This is a genomic window from Kribbella sp. NBC_01505 (assembly GCF_045040285.1).
GTDB lineage: Bacteria > Actinomycetota > Actinomycetes > Propionibacteriales > Kribbellaceae > Kribbella.
Genome location: NZ_CP109425.1, coordinates 3825115 through 3847087, shown reverse-complemented (window position 1 = coordinate 3847087; position 21973 = coordinate 3825115). Strand labels below are relative to the sequence as shown.

General features: G+C 68.5%; 21 protein-coding genes. 15 read left to right on the top strand and 6 right to left on the bottom strand.

Features of this window, described 5'->3' with window-relative positions; translation table 11 throughout:
- Positions 1 to 95: 95 nt before the first annotated feature.
- Together OG474_RS18275 and OG474_RS18270 are read right to left on the bottom strand one after the other, a co-directional pair.
- Positions 96 to 1445 carry a threonine/serine exporter ThrE family protein gene (locus tag OG474_RS18275; protein WP_405063524.1) on the bottom strand — a complete coding sequence of 450 codons (1350 nt, stop codon included), beginning with the start codon at positions 1443 to 1445 and terminating at the stop codon, positions 96 to 98.
- A 12-nt stretch (positions 1446 to 1457) separates the two neighbouring features.
- Positions 1458 to 2186, bottom strand: a complete 729-nt coding sequence (locus OG474_RS18270) for a phosphotransferase (protein ID WP_405063523.1) — start codon at positions 2184 to 2186, stop codon at positions 1458 to 1460.
- Positions 2187 to 2965: 779 nt separating this feature from the next.
- Here OG474_RS18270 and OG474_RS18265 point away from each other — a divergent pair.
- From OG474_RS18265 to OG474_RS18235, 7 genes are all read left to right on the top strand, one after another.
- Positions 2966 to 4135: a Gfo/Idh/MocA family protein gene (locus OG474_RS18265; RefSeq protein WP_405063522.1), complete on the top strand. Its 1170-nt coding sequence runs from the start codon at positions 2966 to 2968 to the stop codon at positions 4133 to 4135.
- Positions 4135 to 5289, top strand: a complete 1155-nt coding sequence (locus OG474_RS18260; RefSeq protein ID WP_405063521.1) for a dihydrodipicolinate synthase family protein — start codon at positions 4135 to 4137, stop codon at positions 5287 to 5289. The genes OG474_RS18265 and OG474_RS18260 overlap by 1 nt, the downstream gene beginning before the upstream one ends.
- The gene (locus tag OG474_RS18255; protein ID WP_405063520.1) at positions 5286 to 6101 is read left to right on the top strand and encodes a sugar phosphate isomerase/epimerase family protein; all 816 of its coding nucleotides are present in this window, start codon (positions 5286 to 5288) and stop codon (positions 6099 to 6101) included. Before OG474_RS18260 ends, OG474_RS18255 begins: the two co-directional genes overlap by 4 nt.
- A 16-nt stretch (positions 6102 to 6117) precedes the next feature.
- Positions 6118 to 6858 (top strand): sugar phosphate isomerase/epimerase family protein, encoded by a 741-nt coding sequence (locus OG474_RS18250; RefSeq protein WP_405063519.1) that lies wholly within the window; start codon positions 6118 to 6120, stop codon positions 6856 to 6858.
- Between the two features lie 110 nt (positions 6859 to 6968).
- On the top strand, positions 6969 to 8408 hold the full coding sequence (locus OG474_RS18245) for a diguanylate cyclase domain-containing protein (RefSeq protein WP_405063518.1): 1440 nt from the start codon (positions 6969 to 6971) through the stop codon (positions 8406 to 8408).
- Between the two features lie 347 nt (positions 8409 to 8755).
- The gene (locus tag OG474_RS18240; protein WP_405063517.1) at positions 8756 to 9091 is read left to right on the top strand and encodes a hypothetical protein; all 336 of its coding nucleotides are present in this window, start codon (positions 8756 to 8758) and stop codon (positions 9089 to 9091) included.
- A gap of 48 nt (positions 9092 to 9139) precedes the next feature.
- On the top strand, positions 9140 to 10225 hold the full coding sequence (locus tag OG474_RS18235) for a hypothetical protein (RefSeq protein WP_405063516.1): 1086 nt from the start codon (positions 9140 to 9142) through the stop codon (positions 10223 to 10225).
- A gap of 8 nt (positions 10226 to 10233) precedes the next feature.
- Here OG474_RS18235 and OG474_RS18230 read toward each other — a convergent pair whose 3' ends face one another.
- Positions 10234 to 10830, bottom strand: a complete 597-nt coding sequence (locus OG474_RS18230; protein ID WP_405063515.1) for a hypothetical protein — start codon at positions 10828 to 10830, stop codon at positions 10234 to 10236.
- A gap of 20 nt (positions 10831 to 10850) precedes the next feature.
- The gene (locus tag OG474_RS18225; RefSeq protein ID WP_405063514.1) at positions 10851 to 11324 is read right to left on the bottom strand and encodes a GNAT family N-acetyltransferase; all 474 of its coding nucleotides are present in this window, start codon (positions 11322 to 11324) and stop codon (positions 10851 to 10853) included.
- 130 nt (positions 11325 to 11454) lie between these two features.
- Between OG474_RS18225 and OG474_RS18220 the strand changes: the two genes are divergently transcribed.
- Positions 11455 to 13035 carry an alkaline phosphatase D family protein gene (locus OG474_RS18220; protein ID WP_405063513.1) on the top strand — a complete coding sequence of 527 codons (1581 nt, stop codon included), beginning with the start codon at positions 11455 to 11457 and terminating at the stop codon, positions 13033 to 13035.
- Here the strand turns inward: OG474_RS18220 and OG474_RS18215 are convergent.
- The gene (locus tag OG474_RS18215; protein WP_405063512.1) at positions 13032 to 13172 is read right to left on the bottom strand and encodes an SDR family oxidoreductase; all 141 of its coding nucleotides are present in this window, start codon (positions 13170 to 13172) and stop codon (positions 13032 to 13034) included. The genes OG474_RS18220 and OG474_RS18215 overlap by 4 nt on opposite strands.
- A gap of 9 nt (positions 13173 to 13181) precedes the next feature.
- On the opposite strand from OG474_RS18215, the gene OG474_RS18210 reads away from it, so the two are divergent.
- Positions 13182 to 14033 carry a helix-turn-helix transcriptional regulator gene (locus OG474_RS18210; protein WP_405063511.1) on the top strand — a complete coding sequence of 284 codons (852 nt, stop codon included), beginning with the start codon at positions 13182 to 13184 and terminating at the stop codon, positions 14031 to 14033.
- On the opposite strand, the gene OG474_RS18205 is transcribed toward OG474_RS18210, so the two are convergent.
- A complete protein-coding gene (locus tag OG474_RS18205) occupies positions 14014 to 15024 on the bottom strand; it encodes an aldo/keto reductase (RefSeq protein ID WP_405063510.1) in 1011 nt (336 codons plus the stop codon). The two genes, OG474_RS18210 and OG474_RS18205, sit on opposite strands and share 20 nt — an antisense overlap.
- A 114-nt stretch (positions 15025 to 15138) precedes the next feature.
- Between OG474_RS18205 and OG474_RS18200 the strand changes: the two genes are divergently transcribed.
- The 6 genes from OG474_RS18200 to OG474_RS18175 all read left to right on the top strand — a co-directional run bounded on the left by OG474_RS18200 (position 15139) and on the right by OG474_RS18175 (position 21971).
- Entirely contained in the window at positions 15139 to 15705 is a 567-nt protein-coding gene (locus OG474_RS18200; protein WP_405063509.1) for a TetR/AcrR family transcriptional regulator, read from the top strand.
- Positions 15706 to 15774: 69 nt separating this feature from the next.
- Positions 15775 to 16641, top strand: a complete 867-nt coding sequence (locus tag OG474_RS18195; protein WP_405063508.1) for an aldo/keto reductase — start codon at positions 15775 to 15777, stop codon at positions 16639 to 16641.
- 109 nt (positions 16642 to 16750) lie between these two features.
- Entirely contained in the window at positions 16751 to 18154 is a 1404-nt protein-coding gene (locus OG474_RS18190; RefSeq protein WP_405063507.1) for a M48 family metalloprotease, read from the top strand.
- Positions 18154 to 19542: a type IV secretory system conjugative DNA transfer family protein gene (locus tag OG474_RS18185; RefSeq protein ID WP_405063506.1), complete on the top strand. Its 1389-nt coding sequence runs from the start codon at positions 18154 to 18156 to the stop codon at positions 19540 to 19542. Before OG474_RS18190 ends, OG474_RS18185 begins: the two co-directional genes overlap by 1 nt.
- Positions 19543 to 19559: 17 nt before the next feature.
- Positions 19560 to 19757 carry a hypothetical protein gene (locus OG474_RS18180; RefSeq protein ID WP_405063505.1) on the top strand — a complete coding sequence of 66 codons (198 nt, stop codon included), beginning with the start codon at positions 19560 to 19562 and terminating at the stop codon, positions 19755 to 19757.
- 33 nt (positions 19758 to 19790) lie between these two features.
- Positions 19791 to 21971 carry a zeta toxin family protein gene (locus OG474_RS18175; protein WP_405063504.1) on the top strand — a complete coding sequence of 727 codons (2181 nt, stop codon included), beginning with the start codon at positions 19791 to 19793 and terminating at the stop codon, positions 21969 to 21971.
- Positions 21972 to 21973 lie beyond the last annotated feature (2 nt).

The following is a 21973-nucleotide window of genomic DNA, read 5'->3' as shown; positions in this document are numbered from 1 at the left end:
CAGGGGCTACCGACAGGACATATCCGTCTGCGTATACCCCTCCGCACGCGTGAGCCGAGCGGGCGCGGCACCCGATCCGGCGACACCACCTGTCTTTAGTGCACCTGGCGACGGCTGCGGCGGGAGGGGCGGTCGCGGCGGCGGACCGGGCGGCGGGGGCCGATCAGGCGCGGGCCGGCCAGGCGGTCCTCGAGTCGGCGGGCCTCGCGGCGGATCGGCTGGGCGACGTACTCACCGAGGATCACGCCGGACGCGATGGCGATCGAGATCGCGACCGCCGTGGCCAGGCTGACGATCCCGATCAGGTTGCCGAGCGCGGTCAGCTCGTACAGGCCCTTGTAGATGGTCAGTCCGGGCAGCAACGGAACCGTGCCGGACACCACCACGACCAGCGGCGGTACGCCGGATCTGCGGCCGAGCGAGTAGCTGCCGAGACCGACCGCGAACGCCGCGGTCGCCGTCGCCCACGCCGACCCGAACTCGGCCCGCGTCATCAACGTGAACACCAGCGACCCCGCGGCGCCGATCACCGCGACCGGTAGCAACGCCCGCAGCGGCGCGTACGACGCGTAGGCGAACGCGACCGCCATCAGCGCGCCGGCGCCGGTCATGATCGGCAGGTTGGAGAGCTGGATCGTCTGCGCCTCGATGCCGACATGGAAGCCCATCTTGATCCCGATCGCGAGCCCGAGACTCACGCCCGCGATGATGCCGCCGGTCAGCAGCATCGCCTCCAGACTGCGCGCGGCCGCGGTCACGTAGTACCCGGTGATCGCGTCCTGAACCGCACCGGTCAAGGCGATCCCGGCCAGCAACATGATGATGCCTGCGGCAACTACTAGCGACGGTTCCACCGGTGCGTGGACGGCGTACAACACCAGCGCGACCGCCATTGCCACGAACGCCCCAGCCACCTGCTGATAGAACGCGGGCAACCGCTGCCGGTTGAACCACCGGTTGCTCAGATCGATCACGATCGCCGTGACGACCGCCACCAGCGTGATCAGCCAGCCACCACCGAGCAGCAGCGTCGCGCCACCCGCCATCACGCCCCACGCAACAACCGCGGTCCACCGCGGGTACGGCGGCCCCGCGGACGTCAAGCGGGCCAGCTCGCGGCTCGCCTCATCACGGGTAACCTCGCCGCGCGAGTACCGGCGTACCAGGCGATCGACCTCGGTCAGCCGGGAGAAGTCCTGCGAGCGATACCGGACGACGCGCATATGCGTCTCGGGCGCGGTATCCGGCGACGCCTGGTACGAGATCGCGATCGACGTGAAGGTGATGTCGACCTCACACCCCCGCAAACTCCCGGCCGCCGTCACCCCCAGAATCGTCGCCGTCGCATCCGCCGTACCGGCCCCACTCGACAACAACACCTCACCAATCCGCAACGCCAGATCCAGCGTCCGGTAGACCTCCCGCTGCTCGTCCAAATCCGTCACCCCACCAGCACATCACACCCGCACCCCCAGCCGGCCGAGCGCATCCCGCAGAAACCCATCGCGCCGCTCCGTAGCCTCCGCCGCCCACAACACCGTCGGCGTGTTGAGCGCAGCCACCACATCCCAGTACGCACTCCCACCAGCCGGTTTCAGGCCATACGTGATCGCCATCTGTTTGCGCAGCTCGCCGAAGTCGACGCCGGGGTCGCCGACGCCGGCCGTCTTCCAGTCGATCAGCACACACTCGTTGCCGACCCACGCCACGTTGCCCGGCCAGACGTCGCCATGCAGAAACACGGTCGGTCCGGGCGGCGGCTCCATCCCTTGTACGACGTCATCCGCCAGCCGCAGGAGTGGCGTCGTACTCATCGTGCCTACTCGCCGATCCCGCGCGAAGTCGTCCACCGCGATGGGCCTGGTCCGCAGCGGCAACCCAGGCCGAGGCTCCAACGGCACGTGCACCCGCTCCAACGCTCGGTGGACCCTTTCAGGCTCAGGCGGTGCGGGCCACGTCGTACTCCCCACCACCGTCTCCACCGACGCCGGCAGGTCAAGGTCCACCCCCAGCAACCGCGGCGCGGCCACGCCGTACTCCTCAGCAACCTGCAACGCCGCAACCCCAGTCGCGATCATCGCGGCATCAACCCGCGGAGTCACCGCCCGCAAAACCACCTCAACCCGAGAGCCACGCACCGCGACCGTCACCCACCACGGCCCCTGCTCCCCATGCAACGGCCGCACCGCAACAACCGTCGCCCCGCCGCCAAAACACCCAGGAGCAAACTCCACCACCCGCTCGGTCAGCCCAAGGCCGCCTGCTCTACCCTTCCCGCACTCGCCGAGAGTGCCACACGCACGGGTAGCCGACAAGCCTTGTGGGTAAGCGATCTAGCGCGGCAGCACCAGGGGAGGAAGACCTGGTCGAGGATTTCTTCGGCACCGCGGTCCTGGCCACCCTCCTGCCCCCCCCCCGCCCGGTACGACGGCACGCGGCGACCCCATTTGATGGGCGGGCCAGGCAAATAGCGGGTCGGCCACAACCCGGGGGTGCGCACACCCGGCGGAGGCCGTAAACAGGTAACACCTTGTCCACGCCCACCAGTTCCTGTTCACACCCCCGGTATCCGCACCGCAACCAGAGCCCGGCAACCGTAGGCAACGGAAACGCGGGAACCTGCATCGCCATCCGGCTCAGCCACCGCGGCGCCCAGCCATGCTGTCTTTCAGATCGCCCGGTCGCGGCGAGCAACCGCAACGCACGTCCCCGGCCGAGCCCTTGTCGGCGGCCAGCCCACCTCGACCGCCGAAGGCGGCCGACAAGAAGCGCACGGCGAGCCAAGCGGATGGTTGGGGGGATGACGAGGTAGGTGGTTGCTGTTGAGAGTTGCCGGGTGTGTACCGGCGACTTGGGGATATCGCTTTCCGGTTTCGGGTTGACTCGTCGTTTCAGCTCTCCTATGGTTGCGGAACACGCCTTGGAAAGCCCTTTCCAAGGGTTGGTGAGGGAGGCACGGGGAACTGTGAGCGAGCGACGTATCGGGATCGTGATGAACGGCGTCACCGGCCGGATGGGGCTGCGGCAGCACCTGGAGCGCTCGATCGTGGCGATCCGGGAGCAGGGCGGGATTCCGGCCGCGGACGGGACGATGATCATTCCGGATCCGATCCTGGTCGGGCGGAACGAGTTGAAGCTGCGGCGGATCGCGGAGACCTACGGGCTGACCCGCTGGACGACCGATGTCGCCGAGGCGCTGGCGCAGCCGGATGTCGAGATCTACTTCGACTCCCAGCTCACGCAGTTGCGGGAGAAGGGCGTGCGCGCGGCGGTCGAGGCCGGGAAGGCGATCTACTGCGAGAAGCCGATCGCGGACAGCCTCGAGGCCGCGGTCGACCTGGCGAAGCTGATCCGGGACTCGGGGCTGAAGAACGGCGTCGTCCAGGACAAGCTGTCGCTGCCGGGGCTGCGGAAGCTGAAGCGGCTGGTGGACGGCGGGTTCTTCGGGAAGATCCTGTCGGTGCGCGGCGAGTTCGGCTACTGGGTGTTCGAGGGCGACTGGCAGGAAGCGCAGCGGCCCTCGTGGAACTACAAGTCCGAAGAGGGCGGCGGGATCATCGTCGACATGTTCTGCCACTGGCGGTATGTGCTCGACCAGATCTTCGGCGAGGTCAAGTCGGTCTACTGCCAGGGCGCGACGCACGTTCCGGCCCGCTGGGACGAGCAGGGCAACGAGTATGCCGCCACCGCGGATGATGCCGCGTACGGCGTCTTCGAGCTGGAAGGCGGCATCGTCGCGCAGCTGAACTCCTCGTGGACCACGCGTGTGTTCCGCGACGAGCTGGTCGAGTTCCAGGTCGACGGGACCGAGGGCTCCGCCGTGGCCGGACTGCGGAACTGCCGCGTCCAGCACCGGTCCGCGACCCCGAAGCCGGTCTGGAACCCGGACATCCCCGCCACCGAGAACTTCCGCGAGCAGTGGGCAACGGTCCCGGACAACGAGAACTTCGACAACGGCTTCAAGGTGCAGTGGGAGATGTTCCTGCGGCACGTCACCAGCACCGCCGACGACTCCGAATTCCCCTGGGGCTTCGTCGAGGGCGCGAAGGGCGTGCAGCTCGCCGAGCTCGGCCTGCAGTCGTGGCGCGAGGGCCGCAAGCTCGAGGTGCCGGCGCTCGACCTCGGGTCCAAGTGATGCAGCTCAACCTTCCGCTCGACGGCCGACTCGAGCCCTACACCTTGACCGGTACGCCGGTTGCCCAGGGCACCTATTCGCCCAGCAGCTCGCGGCTGGCGTTCGCGGCGGCGCATGTGGTCGCCGACCCGCTCGGTGACAACTCGCCGGGTGCGCCCGCGGTGATCGACTGGGAGCACACGCTGGGTTTCCGGCGGCACCTGTGGTCGTTGGGGTTGTCGGTCGCCGAGGCGATGGACACGGCCCAGCGCGGGATGGGGCTCGACTGGGCATCCACTCAGGAGCTCATCCGTCGGTCGGCTGCCGAAGCACCCGACGGCCGAATTGCGGTGGGAGTAGGCACAGACCAGCTACCCGCCGCAGGACAACCCGCCGCGCTCGACGACGTCATTGCGGCGTACGAGGAGCAGCTTGCGGTGGCCGAAGATGTGGGCGCTCAGCCGATTCTCATGGCTAGTCGGGCTCTGTGTGCGGCGGCGAGCGGGCCTGATGACTATCGGAAGGTCTATGACCGGCTGTTGGCGCAGTCTTCGCGGCCGGTGATTTTGCATTGGCTGGGGTCGATGTTCGATCCGGCGCTGGACGGTTACTGGGGTAGTGACTCGGTCGAGGTTGCCACTGATGTGGTGGTCGGGCTGATCGAGGACAACGTGTTGAAGGTGGACGGGATCAAGATCTCGTTGCTGGACGCCGACAAGGAAGTTGCCCTGCGCAAGCGTCTGCCGGAAGGCGTCCGGCTCTACACCGGCGACGACTTCAACTATCCCGAGCTGATCCAGGGTGACGGCGACCGCTACAGCGACGCGCTGCTCGGCATCTTCGCGGCGATCGCCCCCGCCGCCGCGGCCGCTCTGAAGGCGCTCGACGGCAACGACCTCGACACCTACAACCGGGTCTTCGCGCCGACGGTCCCGCTCGCGCGGCAGATCTTCTCGGCGCCGACCTACTACTACAAGACCGGAATCGCCTTCCTGGCTTGGCTGAACGGCTACCAGCCCGGCTTCACGATGGTCGGTGGACTGCAGACCGGCCGGTCGCTGCCGCATCTCGCGGACACCTTCCGCCTCGCCGACCAAGCCGGCGTACTGACGAATCCTGAGCTGGCCGTCGAGCGGTTCCGGCAGTTGCTGCGAGTGGGCGGGGTCGACGCGTGAACCGCTACAGCCTCAACCAGGCAACGACGAAGTACTGGCCGCTCGAGGATGTGGTGAAGGCCAGCGCCAACGCCGGCCTGGAGTGGATCGGCCTCTGGCGCGAACCCATCCAGGAGTACGGCGAGGAGCGGGCCGCCAAGCTGGTCGCGGATGCCGGGTTGAAGGTCTCGTCGCTGTGCCGTGGCGGCTTCTTCACCGCCACCGACCCCGCAGAACGCCAGGCGAAGATCGACGACAACCGCCGGGCGATCGACGAGGCGGCAACCCTCGGTACGTCGGTCCTCGTGCTGGTCAGCGGCGGCCTCCCACCGGGCTCCCGCGATCTCGACGGCGCCCGCGCGATGATCCGCGACGGCCTGGCCGAGCTGGCGCCGTACGCCGAAGAACGTGGAGTGAAGCTCGCCATCGAGGCCCTGCACCCGATGTTCGCCTCGGACCGCTGCGTGGTCTCCTCGCTCGGTGGTGCGCTCGACCTCGCCGAGCAGTTCCCCGCGACGCAGGTCGGCGTGATCGTGGACGCCTACCACCTGTGGTGGGACGCCGACATCTACCGGCAGATCGAGCGCGCCGGCGACCGGATCCTGTCGTACCAGGTCAGCGACTGGACTGTTCCGCTCCCCGTCGACAACCTGCTCGGCCGCGGCATGATGGGCGACGGCGTGATTGAACTCCGCCGGCTCCGGGAAGCCTGTGAGGCGGCCGGGTACGACGGTCCGATCGAGGTCGAGATCTTCAACCAGGAACTGTGGGACGCGCCGGGCCAGGAAGTCTTCGACCTGGCGTACGCCCGCTACCAGGAGCACGTCATCTAACGCTGAGGAGCTGAGTATGACCATTCCCGCCGACGGTATCGGGATGCACCTGTACACCATGCGGGATGTGCTGGCGGAGGACTATCCGGGGACGCTGAAGCGGCTGGCCGAGATCGGCTACCGCACGGTCGGCGTGAGTGGGCGGTTCGACCACAGTGCCGACGAGATCCGGGGCTTCGCGGACGACGCCGGGCTGCGGATCGTCCTCGAGCACGTCGGGTACGCGCGGATGGCGGACAACTGGTCCGGCGCGATCGCCGACGTACAGACGTTGGGCGGTCAGTGGATCGTCGTGCCGTCGATCCCGGTCGAGCAGCGCTCGATCGAAGGCTTCCGTACGGCGGCCGCCGCGTTCACCGAGGCTGGTAAGCAGGCTCGGGACGCGGGGCTGAAGTTGCTGTTCCACAACCACGGTCACGACTTCGACGAGGTCGACGGGACGGTCCTGTACGACATCCTGCTCGACGTCGATCCGGAGCTGCTCGGCTTCGAGCTCGACCTCTACTGGGCGGTCGACGGCGGTCACGACCCGGCGAAGCTCTTCCAGGAGCACCCGGGACGCTTCCCCGCGCTGCACGTGAAGGACATGGCCGCGGACGGGTCCTGGGAGGACGTCGGCGCCGGCAAGCTCGACTTCGGTGCGATGTTCGAGCACTCGGCCGCGGGCGGCGTCGAGCAGTACCTGGTCGAGCACGACAAGCCGACCGACGCGTGGGCCTCGGCGGAGCGCAGCTACCGCGGGCTGACCGAGATTTAGGGCGTGTCTCTTGAGTCCGCGCAGTAGGCGGGGGCTCATGAGGCACGCCCGAACGCTCCCCTCCGGATGCGGGTGCTCACTATCAGTGCTTTCCGCCTATTCTCGATCTTGTGCTTAACGACCCTTCGGTTCGACTGACCGCGGTCCGTCGGCTGTACGAGGTGAGTGCGCGGATGGGCGCCGGGCGCAGCCTGGCCGAGACCCTGCAGGCTGTGGTCGACGGCGTGGTGGACGGTCTGGGGTTCGGCATCGCCGTGCTCAACCTCCGCCAGCCGGACGGGAAGTTCGAGGTCATCGCGGTCTCCGGGTCCCCGGAGGCGCGCGAGGCCCTGCTCGGCACGATCAGTGCCGCCGACATCTTCGACGCGGAGTTCGCGATCGCCGACGTGTGGGGCGGGCTCCGCTTCGTGCCGCACGAGCGGCTGCCCGAGGGTGACGTGGTCGGGTGGGTTCCCGACGTACCGATCGCGGCCGGTCCGGACGCGTGGCACCCGCTCGATGCCCTGTTCGCCCCGCTGTACTCGTCCGAGAACGAGCTGGTCGGGATGCTGTCCGTGGATCTGCCGGAGGACCAGCGGCGGCCCGGGCCGATCCACCGCGAGCTGCTGGAGATCTTCGCCACCCAGGCCGGGCTGGCGATCGACAAGGCCCGGCTGACCGACCAACTGCTCGCCGAGAAGGCCCGCCTGGAGGCGAGCGAGGCGACGTTCCGGATGGTCTTCGAAGGCGCCGGGAACGGGATGGCCACGGTCGCGCTCGACGGCCCCGGCGGCGGGCGGATCCTGCGGGTGAACGACGCCTTCTGCCAGATCACCGGGTACGACGCCGAGCAGCTCGTCGGTGCGGCCGCGAGCGACTTCCTGCGCGACGAGGAGCCGGAGCAGACCCGTCGGGAGCTGGCTCGGCTCGCCCGCAGCAAAGCGCCGTACCGGTTCGAGCGGATCTTCACCCAACCGACCGGCAACGAGATCTGGCTCGGCGGTACGGCGGCGATCGTGGCCGAGAGCACCGGCCAGCCGCGCATCCTGCTCGTCCAGATCGACGACGTGACCGCCCGCAAGGACGCCGAACGCGAGCTCCGCCACCACGCCGCGCACGACCCGCTCACCGGCCTCCCGAACCGCCGCCTCCTGCAACGCCGGTTCGACCAGGTGCTCGGCCGCACCCGCTCCTCCGGCCGCCCCGGCGCGCTCCTCTTCTGCGACCTCAACCACTTCAAACTCGTCAACGACGGCTACGGCCACGAGGCCGGCGACCGAGCCCTGCGCGAGATCGCCGCGCGCCTCACCACCGCCGTCCGGCACGGTGACACCGTGGCCCGCCTGGGCGGCGACGAGTTCGCGATCCTCGCCGAAGACATCGAAGGTATCGCCCTCACCGCCCTGATCACCCGCCTGGAGGACGCCGTCAGTCGTCCCCTCGAAGGCATCACCACCAAGGTCACCACCGCCATCGGCACCACCCCCATCACCCCCACCTCCCCCGACCTCGACACCCTCCTGCACACCGCCGACAAGGCCATGTACGCCGCCAAACAGCACCGCAAGTAGTGGCCGGGAGCTGCCATCACCCGCCCGCCGCCACGACACCGCCCTAGCATCCGGAGATATGCCCAAGCCGCGGCGCAACAAGAAGAACCCGTCCCGGCCCACCAACGGCGGCCGTTGGCGCCTCGCCGCGCAGCGGGCTACCGAGGCCTACGAGGTGCTCCGGGACGAGATCGAGCAGCTGGGCCCCCGGTTGCATCGCTATCGGTCGGACGACGCCGACAGGTTGGCGGACCTACCAGGCGACCAGGCTGGTGACCACGGATGTCGGCGGCCCAACGACAAGGGTGACTCCCGGCTACCGCTGGTGGATCGAAAGGGCGGTCGCCGGCACCGGAGGTCGCGAACCCGTGGCGATCACCCTCACTGTCAACGGGGAAGGCGTCGCCCAGCTCCGCTGCGGCGAAGAGCTCACCCCGGCCACGCCCCAAGCGTGGACAGAGCTCACGGCAACTGCCCTCCTCAGACCTCCAACCCCGCAGCGGCCGGCCCTGAAGACCCCGGCCCCGAAGCCACAGGTAACCCCGGGCCGGGTACGACGTCCGTACCGGCTCCTGGGGCTGGCGCTGAAAATCCGCACAGTGTTCTCACTGAGCTTCTGGCTGGACATCCTCCTCTTCGCCCTCGCGGTGACTATCGCGGTAACCATCGTCGTCATCATCAGCACGGCCCTCGCCAAGTCGTAGACCGGTTGTGTGCTTGGATCCTTGGCACGACGGCGAGGGGTGGGGACCGTGCGGACGGTGATGAGTGAGCGGGCCTGGGTTGCCTATGCGCAGATCTACGTGGAAAGTACGTCGTCCCTTGGGGATATGAACGATTGCTTTCGGGGGCAGCGGAACGGCTTGTGCGGGGCGGCGAGTGCTGGGGTCCTGTTTCTGATCACGGGCCTGCACACCGGCGAGGTGGGGTTTGCGGTCGAGGTACACGACGAGGAACCACCGATCGACGACACCTGGGAGGAGATCGTCGAGGCGTCGTACCGGCCGGTGGGGGAAGCGTCTCTGATGACTTGGGCGGGGGACGGCGGGTGGTGGCCGTTGGGGCTCGCGGAGACCGACTATCGCGTGCGGTACTGCGGCTGGGGGATGGACGCCGGTCACCAGGCGAGTCCGCCCGAGGATGACGAACCGGTCGTCGATCGGTACCTGCTGCAGTTCTGGCCGGCACCGGCCGGGCCCGATCGGGTGGTCAAGGCGACGAGCGCCCAAGCGGCGTACTGGCACGACACGATGAGCACCTTGCCGCCACCTCCGACGGCCGAGCAACTCGCGGCGGCGCAAGCACAACAAGACGAGTGGGCGGCCGAGCAACAGCGAAAGCAGCAGTTGGCGGCTTGGGGTGGGAGTCTGCCGAGCGATCGGATCCGGGAGACCTACATCGCGTTCCACCTGGTGAAGTTCGATCGGCCGTTGCTGGACGATCTCGATCGGGCGGACGACGACACCCTCGTCGCAGTCGCCCGCTGGGCGGCTCGACAGACATGTGTCGCCGCCGGGCTGGATCGGCTGGAGTGGGTCGCCGCCGCCCTCGACCGAATGGACAGCGGCGTCGATCAGGACGAAGTCATCCAACCGCCTCCAGGCACATTCGGCACCGAGGGCAACATGGCGATCGTGTCCATCGGCGGCTGGGACACCAGCCACCCCGAGCCGATCCAGGCATTGCTCACCATCCACAAGGCCTACGACGAGCCACTACAAGCAGCGCTCTCCACCCTCTGGACAGCCATCGGCGCGTACGGCGAGGACCGCGGCAGCGAGCTGATCGCGCAGCTCCGGGCGGCGTTCCCGCGGCTTGGCGGTCAGAGCCTGGCGTGAGGGGTGGGTCAGGCTTGTTCGGTGGCTGTGAAGAGGCCGATGGTGCTGGCGAACTCGTGGGAGAAGACCGTCATCACGTCGTCGGTTCCCAGGAAGAAGCGCCCATCTGGGGGCCACTGGGCGGAGCGGCCGGCGATGAGCCAGGCGGTCGAATCGGGTGCACGGAGCTCGACGGCAGTCGGCACGCGGAGTCCTTGGCCGCTGTCGGACCAGAGGATCTCGGCGCCTACGAGGGGAACCCCGATGAACGCAGACCATGCGGGATGGTCTGTCACGGCAACCTCTGCTGGGCTTCCGGGCTCTCCGATCCTGAGCAGCTGGCTGGACATGGGCTCCCGGAGGAGCTCCAGACCGTAGTCGCCGAAACTCGAGTCCCACACTGCTGAGTAGCGGGTGCCGTCCTCGGTGCGGAGGCCGACACCCATCGTGGGTTCGTGCCACGCGCCGAAGTCCCAGTCGTCGATCTTGTTGCCGTCGTCACCGCCTGCAAACGGGTAGTAGGTCACCTCCATGAGACGCACACCGGAGAGACTCTCGACAGTCCTCCGGTACTCGTCTTCGGTGAGCTTAGGCGTCGGCATCTCCCCAGTGTCGTGCTCGTCCACCCACTCAGGCGACCGAGTTTCTAGGCAGCGCCCAGTTTTGCGAGGGGTTCGTCGGTGAGGCGGTAGACGGTCCATTCGTCTTGGGGGTTCGCGCCCAGGGCTTTGTAGAAGTCGATGGCGGGGGTGTTCCAGTTGAGGACCGACCATTCGAGGCGTTCGTAGTTGTTGCGGACGCACTCTTGGGCGAGGGCGGTGAGGAGGGCTTTGCCCAGGCCGGTGCCGCGGGCTTCGGGGCGGACGAAGAGGTCTTCCAGGTAGATGCCGTGGACGCCGCGCCAGGTGGAGTAGCTGAGGAACCAGATGGCGCAGCCGACGATCCGGTCGTCCAGCAGCGCCACATGGGCGAAGACGGCGGGGGTGTCGCCGAAGAGGGCGGTCTCCAGCTGGTCTGCGGTGAGGTGGCACTCGTCGGGGGCTCGTTCGTAGTCGGCCAGGGCGTAGACGAGCTCGACGATGGCTGGGACGTCTTCGAGAACGGCACGGCGTACGGTCATGCCGCCATCCTGCCAGCGCAGTGATTTCACCTCAGCGACAGACGTCCGACACCTGACGAGAGAACAGTGAAGGCGCCCCAGCAATGTAAATGGCTCACCCTGAACCCGCCTCGTCCAGGAGGTATTTTTCATGACCGTTTCACGCCGCCGCTTCCTCGCCGTGGGTGGCGCGGGCTCGGCCGCCGTACTGCTCGGCACCGGCGCCTGGGACGCCTCGACCACGTACGCCGCTCCGGCCGCCGCCGGTAATCCGTTCACGCTCGGCGTTGGTTCGGGCGATCCGCAGTACGACAGCGTCGTGCTCTGGACCCGCCTCGCCACCGACCCGTTCGCCATCGACGGCAAGGGCGGCGTGCCCGCCAAGCCCGTCCGCGTCGAGTACGAGGTCGCCCTCGACGAACACTTCCGGTACGTCGTTCGCCGGGCCAGCGTGGTCGCCACCCCCGAACTCGGCCACTCGGTGCACCCCGAGGTGCGCGGGCTACTGCCGGATCACGTCTACTACTACCGCTTCCGCACCGGCCACCAGGTCTCTCCGGTCGGCCGGACCCGGACGACGCCGCATCCGTTCACCACGCCGCGTCAGCTCAAGTTCGCGTTCGCCTCCTGCAACGCCTGGCAGGACGGGTACTTCACGGCGTACGACCACATGGCGAACGAAGACCTCGACCTGGTCGTCCACCTCGGCGACTACATGTACGAGTCCGGCGTGAAGACGAACAAGCGCGGCGTCACCACGGACCCGCGGTTTCACACCGAGACCTTCGACCTCGCGCGCTACCGCCTGCAGTACTCGCTCTACAAGTCCGAGGCGCCGTTGCAGGCCGCGCATGCAGCGCACCCGTGGATCCACACCTTCGACGACCACGAGGTCGAGAACAACTGGGCCGGCGACATCTCGCAGGTCGACACCGAACCCGACCAGGATCCGGCCGTCTTCCGGGCCCGGCGCGCACAGGCCTTCCAGGCCCTCTACGAGAACATGCCGCTGCGCCACGAGCAGATGCCGGCCGGTCCCGACATCCGCTACCACCGCCGCCTTCCGTACGGGCGACTCGCCGACTTCACCATCCTGGACACCCGCCAGTACCGCTCGGACCAGGTCTGCGGCGACACCGATTCCTCTACCTGCGGCGACCGCTACAACCCGGACAACACGATGCTCGGCGGCAAGCAGCGCGCCTGGCTCCTGGACGGCTTCCGCAGGTCGCACGCCCGCTGGCAGGTGATCGGCAACCAGACCCCGATGGGCCAGACCGACTGGACGCCCGGCCCGGAGACGCATGTCTGGACCGACCCCTGGGACGGTTATGTTGCCGAGCGCAACAAGGTGCTCGGCGCCGCCCAGGACAGCGGGGTACGCAACCTGGTCGTCATCACCGGCGACCGGCACCAGAACTACGCCCTCGAGCTCAAGCGCGACTACGACGCTCCGGAATCCGCCGCGGTCGGCACCGAGTTCGTCGGTACGTCGATCACCAGCGGCGGTGACGGCGCCGACATGACGGACCAGGGCAAGCAGTTCCTGGCGGCCAACCCGCACCTCAAGTTCTTCAACAACCAGCGCGGGTACGTCCGGGTCACCGTCGACCAGAAGCAGTGGCGTTCCGACTTCCGCGTCGTTCCCTTCGTGCAGACGCCGGGCGCGGCGATCAGCACGCGCGCGACGTACGTGGTGGAGGACCGCAACCCGCACGTCCACAGCGCTTAGGTCTTTAGTCTGCCGTCCACCCGCAGCACGGTCCCGGTCACGTACGACGACCGGTCGCTGAGCAGCCAGGCGGCAACCTGAGCGACCTCGATCGGTTCGGCCGCACGTCCCAGTGGCGTGCGGCCTTCGCGAGGCACACTGGTGGGGTGGACAAAGTGGAGCTCGGGTCCTTCCTGCGCAGCCGGCGAGAGCGGATCACCCCGGCCGAATCCGGCCTGCCCGCCGGCCGACGACGCCGTACGCCGGGGCTCCGTCGCGAAGAGGTCGCCCAGCTGGCCTACATCTCGACCGAGTACTACACGCGGTTGGAGCAGGCCCGCGCACCGCATCCATCGGGCGAGGTGCTGGCCGGGATCGCCCGGGCGCTGCGGCTGACCGATGCGGAACGCGACTACCTGTACCGGCTGGCCGACGTACAGGCCACTCCTCCCGGACCATCGAAGATCGTGCGCCAGAGCATCCTCGACCTGATCGATCGCCTGCCGAACACGGTCGCCTTTGTGGTGTCGGCGACGTACGAGGTGATCGCGTGGAACCACCTCGCGACCGCCCTGCTCGAGGACTTCTCGCAGCGCGCACCGCGCGACCGCAACCTGCTGCGCCGCGCCTTCCTCGGCCCACACGATGCCGACGGCCGCGTCTTCGGCGCATCCCGCCACGACGGTTTCCCCGAGCTCGCCACCAACTACTTCCGCCGTACGGCGGCCCGCTACCCGGATGATCCCGAGGTGCAGGACCTGATCGCGGAACTGCTGGCGGGCAGCCCTCGGTTCACCGAGCTCTGGGAGGCGCGCGACGTCGCCGTCGCACCGACCCTCCGCAAGAGCTTCGTCCACCCGGTCGTCGGCCCGCTCACCGTCAACTGCGATGCCCTGCTGATCGCCGAGCAGGACCAGCAACTCGTCCTCTACACAGCGACCCCCGGCACCCCCTCGGAGGAGGCGCTGCGCCTGCTGTCGGTGATCGGCACCCAAGAGCTCACCTCAGCGGCGGAGTGACCCCACCGAGCCAGTTGTCGCCCACGAGATGGTTCTCCCGCCCACCGATGACAGGGAGAGCGTCGAGGCGAGCAATGTCCTCCGCGCTGAGCGTGAGCGCGGCGGCTCCGGCGTTCTCTTCGAGACGTGAGACGTGCAGCGTGCCAGGAATCGGTACGACGTCGGGCGCCTTCGCGAGCAGCCAGGCCAGCGCGACCTGACCAGGCGCAGCCTCGTACGCCGTCGCGAGTTCGCGAACGGTCTTGACCGCGGCGAGGTTGGCGTCGAACGCGTCCCGGGCATACCGCGGCATCTGGCGGCGGTAGTCGTTCTCGGGGAGGTCGTCGAACGAGGTGAGGTTGCCTGCCAGCATCCCGCGACCGAGCGGGCTGTACGGCACGACACTGATCCCGAGCTCCTGGGTGAGCGGGAACAGCTCGTCCTCGATCTCGCGCGACCACAGCGACCACTCGGTCTGCAGGGCGGTGATCGGATGTACGGCGTGCGCCCGGCGGACCGTGTCCGGCGCGGCCTCGCTCAGTCCGAGGTACCGAACCTTGCCCTCAGCAACGAGCTCGGCCATCGCACCGACGGTCTCCTCGATCGGCACGGTCGCGTCGACGCGGTGCTGGTAGTAGAGGTCGACATGGTCGATGCCGAGCCGGGTCAGCGAGGCTTCGAGCGCCTGCCGGACGTACTCCGGGCGACCGCTGACGACCGGCTTCATGCCCGGCCCCCCGGAGCTGACGATGCCGAACTTGGTCGCAAGCACGACCTGGTCCCGGCGGCCGGCGATCGCCTTGCCGATCAGGTCCTCGCTGTCGCCGTAGATGTCGGAGGTGTCGATCAACGTGACACCGAGGTCGACGGCACGGGCGACGAGCGCGTCGGCCGAGTCGTCACTGGCCTGCGCCGCGGTCTGACCGTACGGCCGGGCGAATCCCATCGCGCCGTAGCCGATGGCGCCGACGGCGAGGCCGGACGGGCCCAAGGTGCGCTGCGGGAAAGTCATTGTCGGAGGTCCTTACGGGTCGGAGGGTTAAGTCCACAACTGTGGACAACAGTAAGTCCACAACTGCGGACTTGCAAGGTCCACGCCTGAGGACTTTCCGCGTAGGCTGTCGGCATGAGCGCCGATCAGCCGGCCCGCCGCCGGGATGCCACCGCCACCAGGGCCACGATCCTGCGCGCCGCCCAGGCAGCCTTCACCGAGCGTGGGTACGACGGCGCCGGGGTCCGCGAGATCGCCCGGGCCGCCGAGGTGGACCCGCGCCTGATCGGTAAGTACTTCGGCTCGAAGGAAGGCCTGTTCACCGAGGTCGTCGAGACCGCCTTCGAGAAGTCGATCATGATGACCTCGGACCTGAACGGCGAAGCCGCGCGGGCGCTGCTGTCCGGTGACGACCCGCACGCGACCGACGGCCTGCTGCTCACGCTGCGCTCGGTCGCCAACCCGCGCGCCGCGGAGATCATGCGGACCAGCGTCGAACGCAACTACCAGGCCCGGTTGGCCGCCGGCCTCCCCGGCCCGCACCGCACCGGACGCGCCGCACTTCTGATCGCGATCTGCGCCGGCATGCTGCTCAACCGCACCGTCCTCGGCACGGCCGCCCTGAACGATCCCGACGACGTCGAATGCCTGATTCCGTACCTGCATGCCGCCCTGGACGCGGTCGCCGCGGTTGATTCATGACCAGGACTGGTCAATCCCTTCGAACATTCCTGTTGGAGTTACAGGTTCAGGTGCGGGAACTTGGAAGGTATGACGAACCCCACCCGCACGATCGGTGATGTCCAGGTCAGCCCGATCGGGCTCGGCGGAATGCCGATGTCGATCGAGGGCCGCCCCGACGAGGCCCGGTCGATCGCGACCATCCACGCCGCCCTCGACGCCGGCATCACGCTGATCGACACCGCCGACGCGTACCACCTGACCGCGACCGACGTCGGTCACAACGAAACCCTGATCGCGAAGGCGCTCTCGTCGTACGGCGGCGACACCTCGGACGTCCTGGTCGCCACCAAGGGCGGTCACCTCCGCCCCGGCGACGGCAGCTGGACCCTGGACGGTTCCCCGGCGTACCTGAAGCAGGCGGTCGAAGGCTCGCTGAAGCGGCTCGGCGTCGAGGCGATCGGGCTCTACCAGTTCCACCGCCCCGACCCGAAGACGCCGTACGAGGACTCGGTCGGCGCCATCCGCGACCTGCTCGACGCCGGCAAGATCCGTCAGGCCGGCATCTCGAACGCCAACCCCGAGCAGATCCGCCTGTCCAACGACATCCTCGGCGGCCGCCTGGTCTCGGTGCAGAACCAGTTCTCGCCCAAGTTCCGCTCCAGCGAGCCCGAGCTGGAGCTCTGCGACGAGCTCGGCATCGCCTTCCTGCCGTGGTCACCGCTCGGCGGCATCTCGAACGCCGGCGACCTCGGTGACAACCACCCCGCCTTCCACACCCTGGCCGCCGACCTCGGAGTAAGCCCCCAGAAGCTGACCCTGGCCTGGATGCTCGCCAAGTCCCCGGTCGTCATCCCGATCCCCGGCTCCAGCCGCCCGGAGACCATCCGCGACTCCTACTCGGCCATCGAGCTCACCCTCACCCCCGACCAGATCGCGGCTCTGGACGCCGCCTGACGCACGGCTCGATTGCAACAAGATGCAATGTTGGCCGCAGAACCCCGCAAACCCTCCCGTCACCCATTGCAACCACTAGCCTCGGTGGGTCGACTCTCGGGAGGATCAAGTGGGGATCTGCGTCCGCTGCGGAAATCAGCGCGATCCGGCCAGCCAAAGTTGTCCACACTGCGGCGCTGGTTCCGCGCAGCAGGCGCCGCAAGTACCGCCTGCCTACCCACCGCCGACGACGGCGCCGTTCCTGGAGGCCCCAGGCCCGCCGACCAGCTCACCGGAGTCCTGGCCCGCGCCCGTCTCCAGCGCGCAGGTCCCCGGCCCGGCCCCGCGGCGGTCGATCGGCGCGAAGTTCCGGCAGCTCTTCACCCGGCCGCCCGGCTACCGCAGCGTCTTCGTCTGGCTGGTCACCGGCATGCTGCGCAATCCGCGCGGCCTGATCGGCGCTCTGCTCGCGAGCTGGTTCAACCTGCCGATCGCCGTGCTGCTCGGCGGCGTCGGGATGGTTGTCGGAGGCATCGGTGGGTACGTCGGCGGCGCGTTCACCGGGAGCGGCCAGGCCGACTCCTGGGCCCACGACATCCCGCTGCTCGACGGTCTGCTCAGCAGCGCGCTCCTGCAGGGCGGCGGAATCATCGGCATGCTGCTCGGCATCGCCGCCGGCGCGATCGGTGGTTTCGTGCTGGGCCTGGCGCTGCCCTGGTTCTTCCTCGCGGCCTCCAGCCCGATCGAAGGCATCGGCCGCTTCCTCGCCCAGCTCGTGGTCGCCGCGCTCTGCGGAGTCCTCTACACGTTCTACGCCATTGCCGTCGAGCGCTGGCGGATCAACATCTTCGAAGGTGGGCGCGAGCCCAGCCGGCGTGAGCGGGCCCTGCTCGAGCCGATCATCGAGGACTGCGCCCGCCGGATGGGACTGGCCTCGACACCGAAGCTGATGATCTCCGACGACCGCATGCCCAACGCGATGGCCTACAGCCGGCACATCGTCCTGTACCGCGGCTTCCTGGACGCCTTCGAGTACGAGACCGAGCCGATCGCCGCCGTCCTCTGCCACGAGCTGACCCACTGGCGGAACGCGGACTGCGTCTCGAACTACTTCATCCGCGGCGTCGCGCTCCCGCTCTACATCGCCTACACCGTCTGCTCCTTCCTGCTGCGGATCACTCGCGGGACCATCTTCTTCGTGCTCTGGATGGCGTTCTGGCCGATCATGGTCAGCATCCGGTACTTCGTGAATCCGCTGCGGGCCGCAGGTGGCCGCGACGCCGAGTACCGGGCCGACCAGGGCGCTGTGGTGGCCGGGCACCGGGACGGGATCCGCACGGTCCTGATGAGGTTCCGGGAGACCTTCGACGGCGCCCGTAACGGTTGGGACATGTCGATCCTGGCCACCCACCCGGCCCCGGAGAGCCGGCTGGAGCGCGTCGAGGAGCCGGGCGTGGAGTACCCGCTGCCGGATCCCGAGAACCCGGACATGCCGACCCCGGTGATCATCACCGGTTCGCTGGCGAGGGACTGATGAGCGACTCCTGGCCGCAGATCCCGCCCTTCAGTCTCGAGCCACGCCGTCAGGTGTTCCTCGGCTGGGACGCCCGGGGCGGCTACAAGCGGTGCTGGAGTGCCCCCGAGGACTCCGTCGGCATCGTCGGTCCGCCGCGCTACGGCAAGACCTCCGGCCTGATCATCCCGTCCGTGATGTGGTGGGAGGGTCCGGTCGTCTGTACGTCGACCCGCGGCGACATCCTCGGTTTCACCGGAAACCGCCGGCGGGCGCTGGCAGCGCCGTACGGGGGGACTGTGCGGGTGTACGACCCGTTCGGCAGCGAGTTCCCCGAGTTGTCGATGCGCTGGTCGCCGTTGGCCGACTGCGAGAACCCGTCGGTCTGTTACCGCCGCGTCGCCGCGATGACAGCCGTTGCGGGGCAAGGGGTTTCGGACGGCGACCACTGGCGAGGCGGTGCCGCGGCGATCCTGCGCGCGTACTTCCATGCGGCGGCGCTGGAGGGTTTGCCGATCTCCGTCGTACGGCGTTGGCTGACGGCACAGGAGACGCGGGACCCAACCGCGATCCTGCGCCTGTCGTCGAGCCCCGGCGCGATGTGGGCCGACGATCTGGACGCGGTCAAGCTCCTCGGCGACCGGGAACGCGGCAGCTTCTACTCGGTGGCCCGGAACACGTTGGAGGCAACGTCCGAACCGACCGTACTGGCGTCGTGTTCGGCGAACGACCTGGACATCGACGAGTTCCTGGAGAGCAGGTCGTCGCTGTTCATCATCGGCCCGTCGCACCAGCAGCAGGCGATCGCGCCGCTGATGGCGGGCCTGGTCGACAGCATTGCCCAACGAGCCTCCGAGCTCGCCGCGGCCCGCGGTGGCCGGCTGGATCCGCCGCTGCTGCTGGCCCTCGACGAGATCGCCAACATCGCACCGCTGCAGAGTCTCCCGTCGCTGGTCAGCGAGGGCGGCGGCCGCGGCATCATCACGCTCTGGGCCACGCAATCCCTTGCCCAGTTGAGGAATCGGTACGGTATCGAGCAGCAGGCCGCGATCCTTGCCGCCACTACTGCCAAGCTGATCTTCGGCGGGATGTCGAACGGCGAGGACCTGCACAACATCTCCTCGTGGGCCGGCGAAGAACGCCAGTCCAACACCAGCACCCAGCTCGGCCCGCAAGGCGTTCCGCAGATGCACGGCGGTGTCGGCGTCGGCGGTGCCATCACCAGCCAGAACACGACCATCGGCACCATCTACCGACCGGCCCTGCCGATCAACGCGATCCAGATGCTCCCGCCGTTCCATGCCTGGCTGTTCTGGCGCAGCGACCCGCCGTTCCAGGTGGAGTCCCGCCCCGCCGGCGCCATCCCCGAGTTCGCCCAGCTCAAAGGCTTCACCAATGACCGCGCCTGATCCCACAAGGAGCCCCCATGTCCGAACCGGAGACCCCCAAGCCGCGGGTAGCGACTCCCGAAGAGGCCGCGGAGTGGGCCCGCACGCACGACATCAGCGCGGAGGAGACGGCCGAGATCATCCGCAAGCAGCAGGAAGAGGAAGAGGAGAAGGGGCGGCGGCTGTTCGGCGACGGTCCGCGGTTCCCGGTCCCCGACTCCGACACCGACGCCTGATCCCGGTCGTCCGCGCGGCGGAAGAGGCCGGCGATGCCTGAGCCGCTCAACGGGTGGGGCATGCCTGCCTTCCCCAGAACGCTGCCGGACGACGACCCGCTGCTGACGCCCACCGACAGCAACCAGAGCCCCGAACGCGAGGAACTCCGGCAAGGGATCGTCGACAGCCACCTCGCCGGGACGAGCCCGGTCACCGACCGCAAGCCGGTCATGTACCTGATGGGCGGCGGCGGCGCGTCGGGCAAGGGCGGCGTCAAGAGCGCATTGATCGCGCGCGGGGAGATCGCCACCGACAACGTGGTGAACCTCGACCCGGACGAGATCAAGGAGAGCTTCCCCGAGTACGGGCAGATCATCAAGGCCGGCGACAGCCGCGCCGCGGCGACCGTGCACGAGGAGAGCAGCGCGGTCTCGAAGCGGGTGCTCGGTGCGGCGATGGACGGCCGCCGGAACATCGCGTACGACGTGACGATGGGCAACCCGGCCAAGGGTCGGGCGCTGATCGACCGGGCCAAGGACGCCGGCTACGAGGTGCGCCTGTACGGCGTCACCGTCGACCCCGCGGTCGCCGTACGGCGTAATGCGGATCGTGCCGGGCGGACGGGGCGGTATGTCCCGGTGAGCTCGCAACTTGAGGCACACAAGGGATTCAGCCAGGGATTCGAGAGCTATGCGGCGCGGGCGGATCGGGCCGAGCTGTTCGACACCAACAGTGGTGTGGAGCGCTCGATCGCGGCCAAGAGTGCGGGTGGAGAGCTCGTCGTCTACCGCCCGGAGGAGTACGCCGAGTTCCAGAAGAAGGCGGATCTGGATCCGGAGGCGTCGGGGCCGGACGAGTTGTATCCGCACGCGCATGATCACCAGTTGTTCTCGCGGTACGGCGACCGGACCAACCAGGACCTCGCGAACCGCGGGGACGGGCTGCCGCGGACGCAGGAGACCGTGGACGAGGCGGCGGCTGCGGGCGGCGTCGACCTGGAGGGTGTCGACGTACTGATCGTCGACCAGCCTGACGAGATCCGCTACCTGGATTATCAGCAGGCGTACGCGTACACGCCGGTTGAGCGGGGCGGCGACGAGATTCGGCTCGGACCGGCGAGCTTCGCGGACCGGGAGACGCTGGTGGCGACACTGGCCCACGAGAAGAAGCACGTCGAGCAGCTCCGCGCCGGAGAGGGCGCGGAGCTCGACACGGAGAAGGTCAAGGACCTCGAAACCGAGGCGTACGCGAGTGAAGCACCCGCACTGGAGAGGCTGAGGGAACATGACAGCGATCAGGTTCACGGTGGAGACCACGTTCGACCTGCCGAACAGGGACGGGATCCTGGTGCCGGGGATGCTGGAGACCGGGGTGATCCGGACCGGGATGACGCTGGTGACCGAGGAGACGAACCTGCCGGTGCGGATCCTGGGAGTGGAGTTCCAGACCCCGGCGACCGTGGGGACGAACAAGGTGACCCTCAGGATCCATCGCGAGGACGCGACAGCGATAACCCCGGGGACAACCCTGATCAACCAGACCTAACCAACCCCGAATCCGAGTCGGAATCCGAGCAGCAGCAGGAATCCGAGCAGGAGCGCGAGGACGAGGCCGACTCCGAGCAAGAACGCGACGAGCAGGCCGACTCCGAACAGGACCAGGAACGCGACGACCAAGCCGACACCCAGCAAGAGCAGGAGCGCGAGGGCGAGAATCGGCAGCAGGAGGAGCGGCAGGACGAGGTTGAGGCCGGGGGTGACTCGGAGCGCGACGAGGACGCCGGGCAGGAGCGGGATCGTGAGGATCAGACCGAGGCCGGGCAGGAGCCGGGACGCGAGGACGAGGCCGAGAGTGAGCAAGAGACCGCTCGCGAGGATGAGGCTGACGCTGGTGCCGACGCGGACGAGGCGTCCCGGGCGGATGCCGAGGCCGAGGCGCAGGCCGAGCCCGACGCGGAAGCAGACGCAGAACCCGAGCCGGAACCTGAGCCCGAACCTGAGCCCGAGCCCGAACCGGAACCTGAGCCCGAGCCCGAGCCCGAGCCCGAGCCCGAACCTGAGCCCGAGGCGGAGACCGAGAGCGAGTCCGAGGGTGGGTATGAGGAGCAGGCGGCTTCGGATGATGCTCGGGTGGCTGACTCGATGGAGAGTTCTGGTGGCGACGGGGAGTACGAGGGCGGGGGCGACTACTCGTATGAGGAGAGCTCGGCCGGTGACGACAGGGGTAGGGAGTGAGC